This is a genomic window from Streptomyces sp. NPDC030799, assembly GCF_055572255.1.
Window position 1 is genome coordinate 246209 of sequence record NZ_JBVIDS010000003.1, and the last position, 15309, is coordinate 261517.

Below are 15309 nucleotides of genomic sequence, written 5' to 3' on the forward strand. Positions count from 1 at the left end.
CCGCCACGTACAAGTGGCGTGTGTTGCGGGCAGTGGTCGAGGGGCCTGACGCAAGGTCTGCGAACGCGGGATGCCCTCGGCCAGGAACCTGGCTGAGGGCATCCGGCGTTGTGCCTGCCGTCACCGTGCCCGGGCTCGGGCGTTACGGGGTCTGTGTCCTCCAGATGCCGCGGCCGTGGGTGGCCACGTACACCTGGCCGCCGTCCGGGCCGGATGAGAGGTAGACCGCCGGGGAGGTGGGCAGGTTCGTGCCCAAGCGCGTCCAGTGGCCCGCCGAGGTGCTGGTGAACACGCCCAGGTCGGTGGCGACCACGAGGGCGCCGTTCTTGGTGACGAGCGCCGCGTTGGCGGGGGCGTCCGGGAAGGAGCCCCTGGCCGCGGGGTCGCCGCTGATGTCCGTCCAGGTCGTGCCGCCGTCGGTGGTCTTCCAGACGTGGCCGTAGCCGGCGCCGGGGCCCTCGTTCCAGTGCCGCGAGAAGCCGTTGATCACCGCGTAGACCGTCTTGCCGGAGACGTCGGACGGGTCGATGGTCAGGCCGGAGATGTAGCGGTTGGGGAAGGCGGCGGGCAGGTTCACCTGGTGCCAGGTGCCGCCGTAGTTGGTGGCGATGCCCCGCCCGAAGGTGCCGTCGACCTTCGAGCAGGGGCCGCACCAGGCCGCCCACGTCACGTGGCCCCGGCTGGCGACCGCGGAGGCGGAGTGGCCGGCGCCCAGGTCGTACAGCTTGGTCCAGTCGGCGCCGGAGGTGCTCTTCCAGGTCGTGGTGTTGCCCCAGACGTACTGGCCGCCTGCGACCCACAGGCCGTTCGGGTCGGTCTCGTCCGCGCTGAACGGGGCGATGAAGCGGGCGCCGGGGTCGCCGGGTGCGATGTCGGTGATGACGTCCTCGGAGCCGTCGTCACTGGCGGTGTAGCCGCAGTTGTTCGTGATCTGCAGCGCCAGGTCGACGTACTCGCCGACCGTCTGGCAGCCGTTGGCGGGGTTGACCAGTTGGTCGCCGCCGTCACCGCCGAACGGGGAGACCATCTCGCCGTTCGGGTTGAGCCGGCGCCCCTGGTAGGTGGCGCCCTTGGGGGCGAGCAGCGAGACGCCGTTGTCCTGCAGGCCGCCCCAGACGGCCTCGCCGCTGCCGTCGGTCATCCTGCCCGCGCGTACCGAGTAGTACTGGAGGTTGCGCAGGGTGCCCGATGCGTTGAGGTTGCGCCAGCCGGTGGTGGTCTGTGTGGTGGGGCGGGCGTAGGCGCCGCCGTCGTTGCCGACGAACACCTCCGGCGTGCTGCCCTTCCACTGGGAGAAGGCGAGGGCGTGCTGGTCGGAGTGCATCACGTCACCGTCGCAGGAGTTCGCGGCCGGGTCGTACGAGAAGCACGGCATGCCGAAGTTCCAGTAACGGCCGATCGTCTTCCAGGTGGCGCCGCCGTCCCGGGACTCGAACATCTCCTCAAGGCCCAGGTAGACGTGGTTCGGGTCGCTCGGGTCGACCGCGACGACCTGGTCGTACCAGGCCTGGGAGCCGGGCTGGTAGCCGCTGCCGATCTCGTTGATCTTCATCGCGGAGCCGGACGCCGACAGCGACGAGGAGGTCGCGATCTGCTTGAACGAGCCGCTCGCGTTGCCGCTCTGGCTGACGTACACACCGGCGAGGACGGAGTACACCCCGGAACCGGAGGACTTGTTGAGGAGTTTGGGGGACTCCATCGAGACGTAGAGCCTGCTGCCGTCGGCCGCGTAGGCGAAGGCGGCGTTGCCGATCTCGGCGGGGTTGATCGCCCCGGTCGGGTTGGCGCGCTTCCAGGTGGTGCCCGCGTCGTCGGAGTAGTAGAAGCCGTTGTAGTCGGCGCCGCTGCGCCAGGCCACATTGGCCAGCAGCTTCGTGCCGCCGGTGCCGGGCTGTACGGCGATGTCGTTGGCGATGTCCGCGTAGTGGCCGTCCACCCCGCAGCCCACGCCGCTGATGCCGACGCCCGCGCACGGGGCGAGGACCTTCGTCCAGGCGGTGGACTGCCCGGCCGACAGCGGGCGCCGGAAGACGCCGTGCGAGGAGGCCGCGAAGACGTAACCGGCGGCCTTGTCGAAGGTGAGGGTGTGGATGGAGGCGGAGTCCAGTTCCGTGCCGCCCACCTTGTCGCTCTCGCTGAAGGTGCCGGTGACCGGGTCCGCGAGGCGGTAGACGCCGCTGCCCAGGTAGTTGTCGGAGGCGGTGGTCGCCTCGCCGGTGGCCAGCCACAGCGAGCCGTCGGGCGCGACCGCGAGGGCGCCCACGGACAGCGCGGGCAGCCGGTCGGCGATCGGTGTCCAGGTCTTCCCGTCATCGGTGGAGCGGAACACACCGCCGCCGGCGGCGCCCGCGTAGACCACGCCCTGGTGCGTCGGGTCGGTGGCCAGGGCGGCGATCCGGCCCGCCGAGTGCCCCGCGCCACCACCGGAGTTGGAGGCCGACCGGTCACGGTAGTGCAGCGCGTCCTCGTCGTACGGCGAGGTGGTGACCTCGGACCAACTGCCGGACGTGACAGGCATGTTCTTGATGTGCGCCCAGGCGTCGGCGTAGGCGCCCGAAGAGACCTCGCCGCTGGGCGAGAGCCTCGGCTCGTTGAACGCGTCCAGGGACTCCATCAGTTCATGGGACTCCTCGCCCGCCACCTCATGGCGGCCGGAGTCGGTGTCGCCAGCCCCGAACGCGGCGACGGGTCCCGTCCCCGCTATCAGAAGTACGGCGGCCGCGGCGGCGAGCACCCTTCGGCCACCGCTCTCCGCCTCGCGGCGCGGTCTGCGCCGCGCGGAATACACACGCATGGACTGTCTCCGGCTTCTTCGGCGTAAGTCGCGGCCGCCCCTACGGCCGCACCTGATCTCCTACTGCCGAGCGCCGGAACCGTACTCCCCCGCCCACCCTCAACCCCAGATGTTTACAGCGACTTTATAAGTCAACAAACGTAATATTTGTCAAAAATAGGCCCGTTCGCCATCCCGCCTCTCGACATGACGACACACCCCACCACTTGCAGCGCAGCCGACCCGTTCTTCGTTACCAGCACCCCTACCCGTCCACACCCGACCACCGGGCGACCGACTGGAGGCGGCATGCGAGGCGGGGGCAGCGCGGGCGGCCCGAACCGGGTGCCGGATTTCCGTTGCCGTGAGTCCCTTGTGCGCGGAGCCCTTCGGCGGCATCCTCACCGGTCGGCATATGTCAGGAACACGCCATTCTGGTCGGGAGCGCCCAGCGCCGCTGCCGCGGGCACCGCGGTTCGCGGCGCGGCGCAACTGGCCCGCGTTTCGGACAACATCGCCCGGGCCGGTGTCGACGGCGTCTCCTGGTACGTCGACCAGGCGTCCAGGCACGTCGTCGTCACGGCCGACAGTACGGTCACCAAGGCCGCGATCGCCCGCATCGAGAAGGCCGCCGGCGGTGACCCCGGTGCCGTACAGGTCCGGCACGCCGACGGAGTCTTCCGGCCACTGCTGAGCGCCGGCGACGCCATCTACGGTGGTCAGTACCGCTGTTCGCTGGGGTTCAGCGTGGCCAGCGGCAGCACCCACTACTTCCTCACCGCAGGTCACTGCGGCAAGGTCGCCAAGACCTGGTACACCAACCAGGCCCACACCACCCTCATCGGCCCGACCATCGGCTACGACTTCCCCGGCAACGACTACGCGCTGATCCGCTACGACAACACCGCCCTCAGCCACCCCGGCGGCTACACCGCGGCGAACGCCTACGCCGGCGAGAACGCCAAGCGCACCGGCTCCACCTCCGGCACCCACGGCGGCACCGTGAACGCACTCAACGTCAGCGTCCGCTACCAGGGCGGCGGCACGGTCAGCGGCTTGATCCAGACCACCGTCTGCACCGAGCCCGGCGACTCCGGCGGCACGACGTTCTACCAGCCGGTCCCCGAGGCACTCAGCGCATACGGCGAGCCCCGGACGAGTGTGAGCTGAACAGACGAACAAGAAATCGCTGGATCAAACAGCCGAATTATGTCTGAACCCTGACAGAACCACCAAGATCACGGGAACGCTCACTGCCATGACGACAGACAAGGCGTATGAGACATCGCCACTGGCAGGGAGCATGGTCACGGATTGGGCTGGTGCGGACGGGGAGCACTGGGCCCGGTACGCCGCGCGCTACGACGCGGTGATGGGTGTCTTCAACCCGCTCATCCTTGATGCGGCTGATATCAAGGAGAAGGATCGGGTGCTTGATATCGGCTGCGGTGCCGGGCAGTTGACACGTGCGGCCGCTGAACGGGCAGCACACGGTGAGGTGACAGGCATCGACATCAACCGGCGGTTGGTGGACCTGGCCCGCGCGGGAGCGGCGCAGCCGCATCTGACTCATGTGAAGTTCGTGGTGGGCGACGCGCAGGTCCATGCCCTGCCCGAGGCCGGTTATGACGTGGCCATCAGCCGGCTGGGGGTTATGTTCTTTGCCGATCCCGGCAAGGCTTTCACCAACGTCGCGCGCTCATCACGGCCCGGGGGGCGGGTTGTGTTCCTGACACCGGGGCCCTTGGACGGCAGCGAGCTGGGAGAGGCGCTGGATGCCGCAGGCGGGCGGGCCCGTCCAGATGAGGAAGTCAGCTCGGCAGAAAACATCGGTATGTCACTGTCCTCACCGGATCGTGTCCATAAAGTCCTGGAGGGGGCGGGATTCACTGAGGTGAACGCCCGGCCTGTGAGCGTCGTGCAGACCTGGGGCGAGGAAGTGGAGGATGCCGCGGCCTTCCTGGCCGACTGGTGTCCGATCCGACTGCACCTGGCGAGCCAAGGACCGGAGGCGGATCGTCGGGCCCGGGCCGCGCTCCCTGCTGTGCTGCGCCGGTATCAGGGTTCGGCAGGAGTGCGCCTTCAGTCGACCGGCATGCTGGTCACGGCGCGTCGTGGGACTTCTCGGCACCTGGGCGCGGAGCGTCCACGGGACGGGCATTCGCCTACACGCGGGCGTCGCCGCCGAATGGGGTGAGGCGCGCTGCCCAGCCGATGGGGCGCCCCTCGCGGGCGGAGAGTTCAGACCGTGATCGCTTGTTGCCCAGTTCTTGACGGAGCCGAGTCCCGGACGGCCCTTGGCCGGCTGACGGTGCGAGGACGGCTCGGCACCCCTCGACGGCGGCAAGCGTGAGATCGCGTGCGGGGTGACCTCAGGCGCGCACGGCTCTGGACCACGACGAAACCTTGTTCGCGCGTGAGGTTGCCACGCGTGGGCGGGGTCCAGGGGTGCGGCGGAACTTCACCAGCATGTCCAGCGCCGCCTTGATGCCGTTGAGCTGGGCCAGGACCAGCTGCACCCACTCATCGTCCGGATCCATCTCGCGTGCGGGCCGACGGTGCCAGTGATCAGCCGGGCGAACTCGTTCAGCTTCCGCCGGAAGATCGCCTGTTCGTGGGCTTCCAGCTCGACCGGATCCCCGGCGAAGCGGTACCCGTCGGCCAGCGTCCAGATGATCGGCGGTCAGATGTTCCTCGACCGCGATGTCCCGCAGCAGGCCCAGGCCCCGGCGGGCCTGCCACGGCGACAGTTCCGTCGCCGCGACCAAGTGGGGGAGCCTCAGCCCGGCCAGGCGGGCCTCCATCAGCGCGGCCCGCACCCGGTCGGCCGAGACCGCCGGCTTCAGCGGCCCTCTGCGCACGGCTACTCGCCCCGCAGCAGGCGGGTCAGCTCCTCGTCTAGGGGGTGTCGTTTGCCTAGACACCACCTGATGGGGATTCTTGAAAACGACCAGGGATGCTCTTCGCCCCACTCGGTCCGGTTCTCAACGGAGTGGGGAAGCTCAGTGAGAACCTGTTTCTGATTACGGCGCCTGCTGTTCCCGATGCTCGGTCCCGCCGGTGGAGGTCGTCGGCATTGGTGACGAGCGGCTGCCCCGTGGGCACATCGAGCCTGGCGGCTGCGACGTCGGCTGCAGCCCGTTCCAGGGCCTCGCTCAGCTCCTCGGTCTGCGTCTGGCGCCGAACTGCAGCACCCGTGAAGGGCGTTCTCCTTGAACCCGTTGTCTTCCTCGCGGTAGCGGCGCATCACCTTGAAGCCGGGCGCCCAGCCGACCTGCTTCTCCGCCACGGCGTCGGGGTTGCGAGCGCGGGAGGAGTCGGTGACCAGGCCGCGGCGGGGGCTGTGCCCGGTGGGCCGGATGTCCAACTGGGCGCGGGCGCCAATGTCTGCTCAACGTGCGGGGACGGCCTCTGGGTGCGAGAATGAACGTCGAGACCTGACCAAGTCGTTGGCCAGCAGTGACCGGCTCCCAGTGTTGCCCTTCGTGGGGCGAAGCACCGATTTAACTGCATTCAGGCTCCCTTACCACCAGAGGAATTAGAAATCCTTAACGGAGGTCAGGAGATGACCCTTACAGAATATAGCGTGTATGCCCTGAGCCCGGACAAGAGCGGAGTTTATCACTACCACGACGAGGGCTGGATGAAGGTCGGCGGCCCGGCAGGTCGACTCTACGGCGGGGATTTGGGGTTGGTAGCCACCAACCCGGACACCGGAAACCTGTACATGTACTGCAATGAACCCGACATCTGGCGACACATCGGAGGTCCCGGCGCCTCCTTCACAGTCACCAAAGACGCGGTGTACGGCCTGAGTCCAGATAAGAGTGGTGTCTACCGCTACGACGGTCATGACACCTCGTGGACCAAGGTCGGTGGCCCGGCAGGCCAACTCTACGGCGGGCCTTGGGGGTTTGTGGCCACGAACCCGGATACCGGAAACCTGTACATGTACTGCAATGAACCCGACATCTGGCGACACATCGGAGGTCCCGGCGCCTCCTTCGCAGTCACCGCAGATTCGGTGTACGGCCTGAGTCCGGACAAAAGTGGTGTCTACCGCTACGACGGTCATGACACCTCGTGGACCAAGGTCGGTGGCCCGGCAGGCCAACTCTATGGCGGAAATTGGGGGATCGTGGCCACGAACCCGGATACGGGAGACGTTTATGGATATCGGTATATTGATCCGGCGGACAATCCTGATCAACCTGCCGGATGGGGCTACCTCGGCGGTCCTGGTGCCGATTTTTCCGTCACCTATGAAAGCGTGTTTGGCCTGAGTCCAGACCGAAGTGGCGTTTGGCGCCTACGCGACGGAGACAGTTCTTGGCAACCAATTGGCGGACCGGCAGAATCCATTGCCGCAGCGCTATGGGTGAGTAGACACCCGGACCCCCACTGAGGCGAACACTTCCGCGGACCGGACCGCCTCGTCTGGGTCAAAGCTCGGAACGAACGGGGATCCCGGCTCAAGCGGCGGGCCATCGATGACCTGGCTGGCTATCGGGCGGCCCCTCGTGGCTGATGAACGGCTTGATGCCGAGTGGGCCCGGGTTTGTGTGAGCAGGCGGGACCCTTTCAGCGCACGGTTACGCCACACATGGCGCGGCGCAGCCCCTCGAACAGGTCACGCAGCTCGCTCGGCATGTGGGGCGCCACGTCCGCGCCTACCTCCAGCAGGAGCCGAACGCCGCCCCGAAACCCCTTCTCGCCGATGGGCTCGTCCAGCATCTTCGCCACCTCGACCAACGGAGTGCCGATGGAGGCCTCGACCTCCTCCGGCGGGAGGCTGTCAAGGTAGACGTCGTCCTCGGTCAGCACGAGATCCACAATGCGGCGGGCGGCCTCCCTTGACGGACTGCGAACCAGTAGTCCCGTACGTCACGGTCCCCCCATGTCAGTCGGTGAGTCGCGCCAACGTGCCTGAATTGTTCAGCAGTTGAGCTGGCGACGTGGTGAAGCGACTGGTAGATGGGTTCCGGCCAAGAAGTACCGCCCCCGGCAGAGGCTTCGTGTGCTTGTCTACCCGTCGGGCGTCTACGTGTCCGCCCCTGCCCTGCGCTTCCTCGCACAACGACTGCGGCAGCGCTGCAGCGTGATCGGCACCCGTAGGCGACGCCTGAGAGAGCCGGTAGTTGCGGCTGGAGGTGGCAATTCGGTCGCGGACCGGGATGAGCTGCCGTCCACGATTCACATACGGCCCTGCAGGGTGCCGTTGCCATACAAGGCAGATGTTCAGCTCGGTCACAGCCTTGGTCACCACGCTTAAGCAGTCGTATGACGCCGTGCGCCTCGGGATCAGGTGGGCGGACCGTCGAAGGAGGACCACTCGGACCAGGTGTCGTCGGGGTCGGTGCTCACCTTCCACGAGGACACCGAACCGGTGTCGGTACCGACCACGATCTGCGGACGGCCGTCCGTCAGAGTAGCCACGCCCACGCTGCGGGCCGATCCCGGCAGACCGTTGAACTTCGCCCAGTCGGCCCAGGCGGCGCGCCGTGGTCGAATTCGAACGGCTGCCAGCCGGTCCAGCCGGCGTCCGGGTGCTCGCTCACCTTCCAGGTGGTGAACAGTCCATGACTGCTTCCGCGAACAACTGCGGACGGCCGTCCGTGAGGCGCGCTGACGCCACACTTCAAACAGACATGCTGTTTATTTCCTTTCCAACGCCCAGGCAGGCGTTCACGCCCCCTCGTCCTTCCCCCATTCCAGCGTTCGCGCGGCCCCTGCGGATCCGCAAGTCGGGCACTTGAGTCAACCGACCAAGCGGGTGACAGTCGCCCGGCGAGCCCAGCCGACGCCAGGACTCCGACCCGCTGGTCCCGGCTCAGCCACGGCCTGCCCAGCTCGGTCACGACCGACATCACCCTCCTTCCTCGGCTGACGCGCTGGTCGCCGCGCCACACGGCCGTGGTCTGTGGAGACTTGGGCTGAGCAGGTGAGCTGACCGAGCCGCCGGCGAGCAGTGACGGTCCGGTCTTCACCGCGCGAGGCACTGCATCGGCTGTGGGCCTGCCGCGCCGACCCCGGGGACCTGCCATACGGGCCTGTCAAGGAGCACACACGATGCCGACGAGAATCCTGCTCGAAGGACGCCCCGGCGCGGGCAAAACGACTCTTGTCCGCCGCCTGGCCACGCTCCTGCGCACCCGCAGGGCGGTCGGCTTCACGACGGAGGAGATCCGGCACGGTGGTACACGCAGCGGCTTCGCGCTGGAGACACTGGAGGGCGGTCACCGAGCCGTGCTCGCCCATGTCGACCTGCCCGGTCCACCGCGGGTGGGCCGCTACGGCGTCGATCTGGACGTCATGGAGCAGTTCGCGCTCCCGCCGCTCATGTCGGCGGCAACGGATCCCGCTCCTGAAGATCTCGTCCTGATCGACGAGCTCGGGCGTATGGAGCTGGCGTGCACCGCGTTCCAGGACACGGTCCGCCGTCTGTTCGAGTCCGACATCGACATCGTCGCCACAGTCCACGCGCACCGTGACCCTTTCACCGACGCCCTCAAGCACCGCCCTGACATCACTGTGCTCCCAGTGACCCGGACCAACCGGGACACGCTCCCCGTAGATCTGGCAGCCCGGCTCGAGAAGCCATGAAAGCGTCAACCGAGTGGCACCACCGGAGCAGTAGTTCCGTCGCGGCGCATGGAACTGCCGAGCAGAAGGAGGCGGTCGAGCACCTGAGGAAGTGGCGGGGGTACTCCCGCAAGGTGTACCCGGCAATCGAGGTGGCATCCGACTACCCGACCGTCGACTACGAAGCAGATGACGCCGTCGACAAGACCCAGGACTTGGAACAACAGTCCCAGTACATCGCTGAGGCGTTCGCTTCATGGTGGCAAGCAGATGAGCCATCGGTGATCGAGGTCTTCGACCGTGGCGGCAAGTACACCGCCGGTACCTCCTGCATCCGGGCCGACAGCGTCAGGGCCCATGGGTCGTGCCTCAGCATGTGATACGCATGGAGCCCGTACTGGTACGAGGGTTCGGGCTCCACGTGCGGGCATTCTCCGGCTCTGACCTGACGTGGGCCGTCAGAGACCAGGGAATCGGCGCCACCTCCGTACTCGTGAGCGCGGGATCCCCCGGCTTGCGCGGAGTTCGGTGGCGCGCTTGGAGCCGGGAGAGAGGCCGCCTCCGAAAGGCGTCAGTACCCGGCCCATCGATTCCTCGGTGTCCTCTGCGGAAAGCCCGGAGCGGCGTAAGCGTGGGGCATCGCGGCACCGTACCGAAGCCGCCGTGCACAAGGACGCGACGTGCCGTCCGGACCGCACGGTGGTAGGAGTTGGCCCCGCGGCAGAGGAGGCGACCGCGAGGCCGTGGTGCTCGGGGGCGTGACGGGCCGGTCTTCCAAGGTGTCGTTGTGATCCTTTCCAGTCGGCGGACTTTGTCCGAAGTGGTTCCCCTGGCGGCTACTCCCCTGGCTCAGGCGTGGCGTCGTCGCTCTCGAGACGTGCAGGTTTGAGTTTTACAGCAACAGGGCAGCTGCGCCCCCGTGGCCTGGAGACCCGCTGACCTGTACCTACCAGCGACGGCCACCGATGTCCGCTGTTCCCTGACTGTTCCTGCCCGATGGGACACACCAGGAGCACATGTGCCTCGCTCCAGCGCTGCTGCCGGAGCGTCCACCCGGTGGGTAGCAGTGTCATGACATGTGATGACAACTTCTAGGGCCACAGCACCTCGCCGTCTCGAATGACCAAAGGGTCGAACTGGTCTGACTCGTAGAACCTGGTCCAGCCCAGGCGGACCGTGCCGGTGGGGCTACGGTGCCGGTCATCCGCCTTGGCGGCCAGCCAGCTGAGCAGTTCACCAATGCGGTCGAATTCGTCGGGGTGGATCTCCTGGCGGACCGTCAGGGCCCATGCACGCGCGTGCTCATGGCGGAGTAGCACCGCGACCAGCGCTCCGTCGATCTTCCATGCCTCACCGTGCTGGCCCAGCAGAGGAACGGGGTCGTCGACCACGACGGGTTCGCCGCGGTCATCCTCCTCCACTGTCGGAAACGCCGTCACGACATGGAGGGTTCCCGGCTTGGGGCCCAGCCCGAGATGCCACCGAAGCTCTGCGAGCTCATCGTCAGACAGCTCGTCGCGCAGGTTCAGGACGATGGAGAGTTCGTAGATGTCTGCCATGGCGGCAAGCTATCGGGCCGGTATGACAGCGTTTCGCGCAGGCGTCCAGGGGGAGACGCGCTGCAGATGCCCCCTGTCAGTTCCGGGGTGTGGCGACGAGACCGTTGAGGGCTGTGGCGAGCTGGCCGAGGCGGGTGGGGTCGAGAGAGTAGAGGACGTAGTAGCCGTCGCGGCGTGTGGTGGTCAGGCCGGCCTGGGTCATCTGCTGGAGGTGGCGGGAGATCACGGACTGCGAGAGGCCGAGAAGGGTGGCGAGTTCCTGGGTGCTGCGGCTCCGCTCGGCGAGGCAGGTGGCGATCTGCAGGCGGGGGGCGGCGGCCAGGGCCCGAAGCGCCGAGAGGAGTTCGTCCTGGCTCGGCGGGCGGGGCGTGGAGGCGGGCGCGAGGGGCAGTGCGGGGTAAGTGACCCGAAGAGGCCATGGTGTGTCGCAGGTGATGCGGACGTGGGGCCAGACGTAGTGGCTGGCGGTGAACGTCACCGGGCGGGCGGGGGTGACAGTGATGTCGTGGTGGTGCGGGCGGTCCAGGCGCAGCGTGCGTTGTGCGGGGTCGATGCGGATCTGCGGTACCAGGGTTCGCAGCATCGGGAAGACTCCGTGGTGGGCGATCCGCTGGCCGGCATGGGCGATCGACTCGTAGAGGGTGGGTTCGATGCGGTCCCATTCGCGGGCGAAGGCGGCACTCCAGTAGTCCTCCAGTGCGGTGAGCGCGCCCTCCAGAGTCGGGAGGGGGTCGGTGAGGACCTCGCTGAGTCGTGCGGCCCGGGTGGGGTCGGTCTGCTGGAGCTCGGTGAGGGCCGCGTCGCGGGTGGCGGTGTCCTCGACGAGGTCGTCGCCCCGGTAGCGGGTGGTGTCGACGAGGGTCTGGGCGAGTTCGGCGGCCAGCTGAGCGGGCGGTAGCCGGCGAATGACGGCGAGCTGGCCGGCGAAGTCGGCGTGGTGGTCGTCCGCCAGGGTTTCGAAGAAGGCCGGGATGTAGTCGGCCACCACGAAGCCGTGATCGCGCATCTTCCGGCGCAGCGCCGCGGGCAGCCGGCGACAGCGCCTGACCCAGGGCACATGCAGGGCGTGGTGTCCGGGGCCGGTGAGCACGTGCCAGGAATGGACCGCCTCGAGCAGGGGGGAGACGGAGAAGGCGAGGTCCTCCTCGACCGTCTCGGAGAAACGCAGCGTGATCACGATTGCATGATTCCACAATCACTTGATCGGTTCGCGCGGCGTCGTTCAGGCTCAGGGGGAGCAAGCACTCCGACATCACTCCGGACTCACCCCCTGGACATGGTCATCACTCCTGATCAACTCGAGGCCGCAGACCCTCACCGCCAGGCGCCTGGCAGGCCCTGTTCGACACGCCGGCAGCCCGTACACCATCCACGGGCGCCCGCCTCGCCCGCGCCGTCGGCACCAGCCGTTCGGAGCTGCTCGCCGCCGACCCTGATCTGCTCAGCACCGAGGGCCTGGTCCCCGGGAGCATCCCCCTGCTCAGCCACCGTGCCGGGGTGGCGCGCCTGATCGACACGGCGGTCACCGAATCCGCGCACCCGGTCTGCCGCGGCGCCGGATCCGTTGGCCGCGGCCTCCAGGTGGCGCCCGCGGTCCTGGTCCGACTGCCCCGTGCCCACCTCACGATTCTGCGCCGGTGGTCCGCCACGCGGGCGCGGCCCGCCTCACCACCCAGCACCGTGCCGAACCGGCACCCCGCACGACTCAGAAAGCAACCGGCCCATGGTGTCCACCTCCAACCTTCTGGCCTTCGCCGCGATGTCGCTCGTCGTGATCGCCATCCCGGGACCGAGCGTCCTGTTCGTGATCGGCCGCGCCCTTGCCCACGGCCGCCGCACCGCTCTCGCCACCGTCCTCGGCAACCTCCTCGGCTGCTACGCCGTCATCCTGGCCGTAGCCCTGGGCCTGGGCACCCTGGTCCAGAGCTCCGCCACTGCCCTACTGGTGGTGAAACTTGCCGGAGCCGCCTACCTCATCCACCTCGGCGTCCATACGTTCCGCCACCGCGACCGCCTGAGCGCGGACATGGCGGTCACTGCGGACGAGAAACGCAGTGATCTGCGCACGGTCATGGACGGGCTCCTGGTCGGCATCACCAACCCCAAGGGCTTGGTCTTCTTCGCCGCCGTCCTGCCCCAGTTCGTGGACCACGACGCCGGCCACATCCAGCTCCAGATGGTGATCCTCGGCCTGGTCCCGGCCCTCATCGGCCTCCTCTGCGACACCCTGTGGGGCCTGGGCGCCTCCGCGGCCCGCACATGGTTCGCCGGCTCGGACCGCCGCCTCTCGATGATCGGCGCCGCAGGCGGCGTCGCCCTGATCGGCCTCGGGATCACCATCGCCGCCACTCATCACTGACCGGCTCCGCCTCGCGGGCTCCGGACCACCCCGTCCCGTTGGCCTGGTGTTGCCCACGGCTCGCGATCACGGCGCAGTTCCGGGTCCACGGACGCGGACCCGGCCGGGAAGCGGGTCCCGTCCGGGTGAGGCGGCGATCCATGATGCCGATCACCGCCCAGCGGATCATGGTGTCTCCGGCCGGACCCGGCCGGCCTCGTAGTCCCTGGCCAGGCGCCGGTGGCGGTCAGCCACGAGAAGGTGCGTTCTAGCGCCCACCGCTTCGGCTGACTTGGAAGCTCCGCTGGTCGGGGCCCGTGCGGACGATCTCCAGCTCGCGGCCCAGCCTTTTCGGACGCTTGGATGGTCGAGTCGGGTCCACAGCAGCGGGTGTCTGGTGCCGTCGCGGTTCCTGGGCATTCGCTGCCACGACGTGGACGGCCAGCAGCAGGCCGAGGGTGTCGGTGACGATGAATTCTTGCGGCTCTTGACCTTCTTGCCCGTGCCGAAGCCCCTGGTAGCAGCCGGGGCCGCCGCCGTGGATCGGTCATTGTCGCGACGACACCCGGAATGCCGGCCACAATTGGTACCTGGACTTCCCTTGGTTCGGCGTTGGCGACGCCGCGGATCACGTCCATAACAGCGGCGGTCAGCAGGGCCGTGACGACATGGTCGACTGAACTTCTTCAGAACGCGACGACGTTGACGGCGTGGGCCGGCGTGAAGGTGATGAGAGGCCCTCATAGCTCGGAGCGGAGCCCGCTCTCATGGTCAGAGCCGGCGAACGCTCGCGGAACACCCGCTGAGGCCTTTCGGTGACGGGAAAAGGGCCGCTACGTATAGGCGGTTGCGCCCCTTCCACAATGCCATCCGGGCAGAATTTTTCATTCCGCACCCCACCGTGAAACCACTGGGACAGACGTGCAAAGATCCGGACACTAATGCGGGCGCTCCCGACATCTACGCAGAGCGCACCGCCTGATTCCGCATACCTCATGGAGTCGTACATGACGCAGTCTTCCCGGCGTGCCCGCGCCCTGTCGCGTCTCGTCACCTCGGCGATCGCCGTCGCCCTGGTGGGCGCCACCGCCGGCACCGCTCTGGCCTCCGCCCCTGCGACGACCGGTCCGGCGAAGAACCTCACCCGGAGCGCCGCCGCCGGGCAGCACAAGCCCACGCCCGCCGCGCCGTTCTTCTTCCTCTCCGGGATACTGCCGTCGGGCCAGATGTATGTCTACATGCCCGACGGGAAGGGCGGCTTTGACGACCGGTCGGGCGCGTACGTCTGGCCGCACTTCAGGTACGGGGTGTCGATCGACCCGGATCTGACCGGCTACCAGGACGGTGCGTACCACGTCATGGACGACGGCACGCTGAATCTCTGGCGCAGCGGGCGTCTGAAGAAGGTGGCCACCGGCTGGGGTCAGTACAACGTCGTCTTCTCCCCCGGCACCCTGGTCGGCGCCAAGCACCCCGACCTGCTGGCCCGCGACAAGCAGGGCGTCCTGTGGCGCTTGCAGACCAAGGCGGACGGCTCGCTGGCACCGCGCGTAAAGGTCAGCTCCGGCTGGAATCAGTTCACCCAGATCACCGGCCAGGGCGACCTGACCGGCGACGGCAAGTCGGACGTCGTCGCGCGCGACAAGCAGGGCGTCCTGTGGCTGTACAAGGGCACGGGCGATGTGCGCAAGCCGTTCGCGCCCCGTGTGAAGATGGGTCCGGGCTGGAACCAGTTCAACAAGCTGGTGGCCACGGGTGACGTCGACGGCGACGGCCACAGCGACCTGCTCGCCCGCGACCCCAAGGGCATCCTGTGGCTGCACAAGGGGACGGGCAAGGCCACCTCCCCCTTCACATCCCGAGTCAAGATCGGCGCCGGCTTCAACCAGTACCGCGACCTGTTCTGACGTTCCCTCAGGGACCTGACGCTGGACCCGGCGCGGGTGCGTCAGCGTTTCTGTGGCTCGGGGCTGTGCCGGTCGCGTGGGCCCAGCACACCAGCCTTGTGCCGGGGTCCGCACGCCTCCTCCTGGACATGGTCGCGTGCGCCGTGGAGA

13 protein-coding genes are annotated in these 15309 nt (G+C 68.0%); 7 read left to right on the forward strand and 6 right to left on the reverse strand.

The window, feature by feature from the left end:
- Nucleotides 1-142 precede the first annotated feature (142 nt).
- On the reverse strand, nt 143-2794 hold the full coding sequence (locus ACZ41I_RS08650; RefSeq protein ID WP_468513589.1) for a WD40/YVTN/BNR-like repeat-containing protein: 2652 nt from the start codon (nt 2792-2794) through the stop codon (nt 143-145).
- A gap of 354 nt (nt 2795-3148) precedes the next feature.
- Here ACZ41I_RS08650 and ACZ41I_RS08655 point away from each other — a divergent pair, with 354 nt between their 5' ends.
- Together ACZ41I_RS08655 and ACZ41I_RS08660 are read left to right on the forward strand one after the other, a co-directional pair.
- Nucleotides 3149-3943, forward strand: coding sequence for a S1 family peptidase (locus tag ACZ41I_RS08655; RefSeq protein ID WP_468513590.1), 795 nt, complete (start codon nt 3149-3151; stop codon nt 3941-3943).
- 88 nt (nt 3944-4031) lie between these two features.
- Nucleotides 4032-4970, forward strand: a complete 939-nt coding sequence (locus ACZ41I_RS08660; protein WP_468513591.1) for a class I SAM-dependent methyltransferase — start codon at nt 4032-4034, stop codon at nt 4968-4970.
- Between the two features lie 175 nt (nt 4971-5145).
- Here ACZ41I_RS08660 and ACZ41I_RS08665 read toward each other — a convergent pair whose 3' ends face one another.
- Nucleotides 5146-5634, reverse strand: coding sequence for a hypothetical protein (locus ACZ41I_RS08665; protein WP_468513592.1), 489 nt, complete (start codon nt 5632-5634; stop codon nt 5146-5148).
- A 725-nt stretch (nt 5635-6359) separates the two neighbouring features.
- On the opposite strand from ACZ41I_RS08665, the gene ACZ41I_RS08670 reads away from it, so the two are divergent.
- Nucleotides 6360-7178 carry a hypothetical protein gene (locus ACZ41I_RS08670; protein WP_468513593.1) on the forward strand — a complete coding sequence of 273 codons (819 nt, stop codon included), beginning with the start codon at nt 6360-6362 and terminating at the stop codon, nt 7176-7178.
- Nucleotides 7179-7354: 176 nt separating this feature from the next.
- Here the strand turns inward: ACZ41I_RS08670 and ACZ41I_RS08675 are convergent, their stop codons facing one another.
- Nucleotides 7355-7597 carry a hypothetical protein gene (locus ACZ41I_RS08675; protein WP_468513594.1) on the reverse strand — a complete coding sequence of 81 codons (243 nt, stop codon included), beginning with the start codon at nt 7595-7597 and terminating at the stop codon, nt 7355-7357.
- A 477-nt stretch (nt 7598-8074) separates the two neighbouring features.
- Entirely contained in the window at nt 8075-8209 is a 135-nt protein-coding gene (locus tag ACZ41I_RS08680; RefSeq protein WP_468513595.1) for a hypothetical protein, read from the reverse strand.
- A 633-nt stretch (nt 8210-8842) separates the two neighbouring features.
- On the opposite strand from ACZ41I_RS08680, the gene ACZ41I_RS08685 reads away from it, so the two are divergent.
- Both ACZ41I_RS08685 and ACZ41I_RS08690 read left to right on the forward strand, forming a co-directional pair.
- A complete protein-coding gene (locus ACZ41I_RS08685) occupies nt 8843-9376 on the forward strand; it encodes a nucleoside-triphosphatase (RefSeq protein ID WP_399775816.1) in 534 nt (177 codons plus the stop codon).
- Complete coding sequence (locus ACZ41I_RS08690; protein WP_468513596.1) at nt 9373-9735, forward strand: hypothetical protein; 363 nt, start codon at nt 9373-9375, stop codon at nt 9733-9735. Before ACZ41I_RS08685 ends, ACZ41I_RS08690 begins: the two co-directional genes overlap by 4 nt.
- A 711-nt stretch (nt 9736-10446) precedes the next feature.
- On the opposite strand, the gene ACZ41I_RS08695 is transcribed toward ACZ41I_RS08690, so the two are convergent.
- Complete coding sequence (locus ACZ41I_RS08695; protein WP_468513597.1) at nt 10447-10914, reverse strand: hypothetical protein; 468 nt, start codon at nt 10912-10914, stop codon at nt 10447-10449.
- Between the two features lie 76 nt (nt 10915-10990).
- Complete coding sequence (locus tag ACZ41I_RS08700; RefSeq protein ID WP_468513598.1) at nt 10991-12091, reverse strand: ArsR/SmtB family transcription factor; 1101 nt, start codon at nt 12089-12091, stop codon at nt 10991-10993.
- 546 nt (nt 12092-12637) lie between these two features.
- Between ACZ41I_RS08700 and ACZ41I_RS08705 the strand changes: the two genes are divergently transcribed.
- A complete protein-coding gene (locus ACZ41I_RS08705) occupies nt 12638-13273 on the forward strand; it encodes a LysE family translocator (protein ID WP_399775804.1) in 636 nt (211 codons plus the stop codon).
- Nucleotides 13274-14259: 986 nt separating this feature from the next.
- Nucleotides 14260-15159 carry an FG-GAP repeat domain-containing protein gene (locus ACZ41I_RS08710; protein WP_468513599.1) on the forward strand — a complete coding sequence of 300 codons (900 nt, stop codon included), beginning with the start codon at nt 14260-14262 and terminating at the stop codon, nt 15157-15159.
- Nucleotides 15160-15309 lie beyond the last annotated feature (150 nt).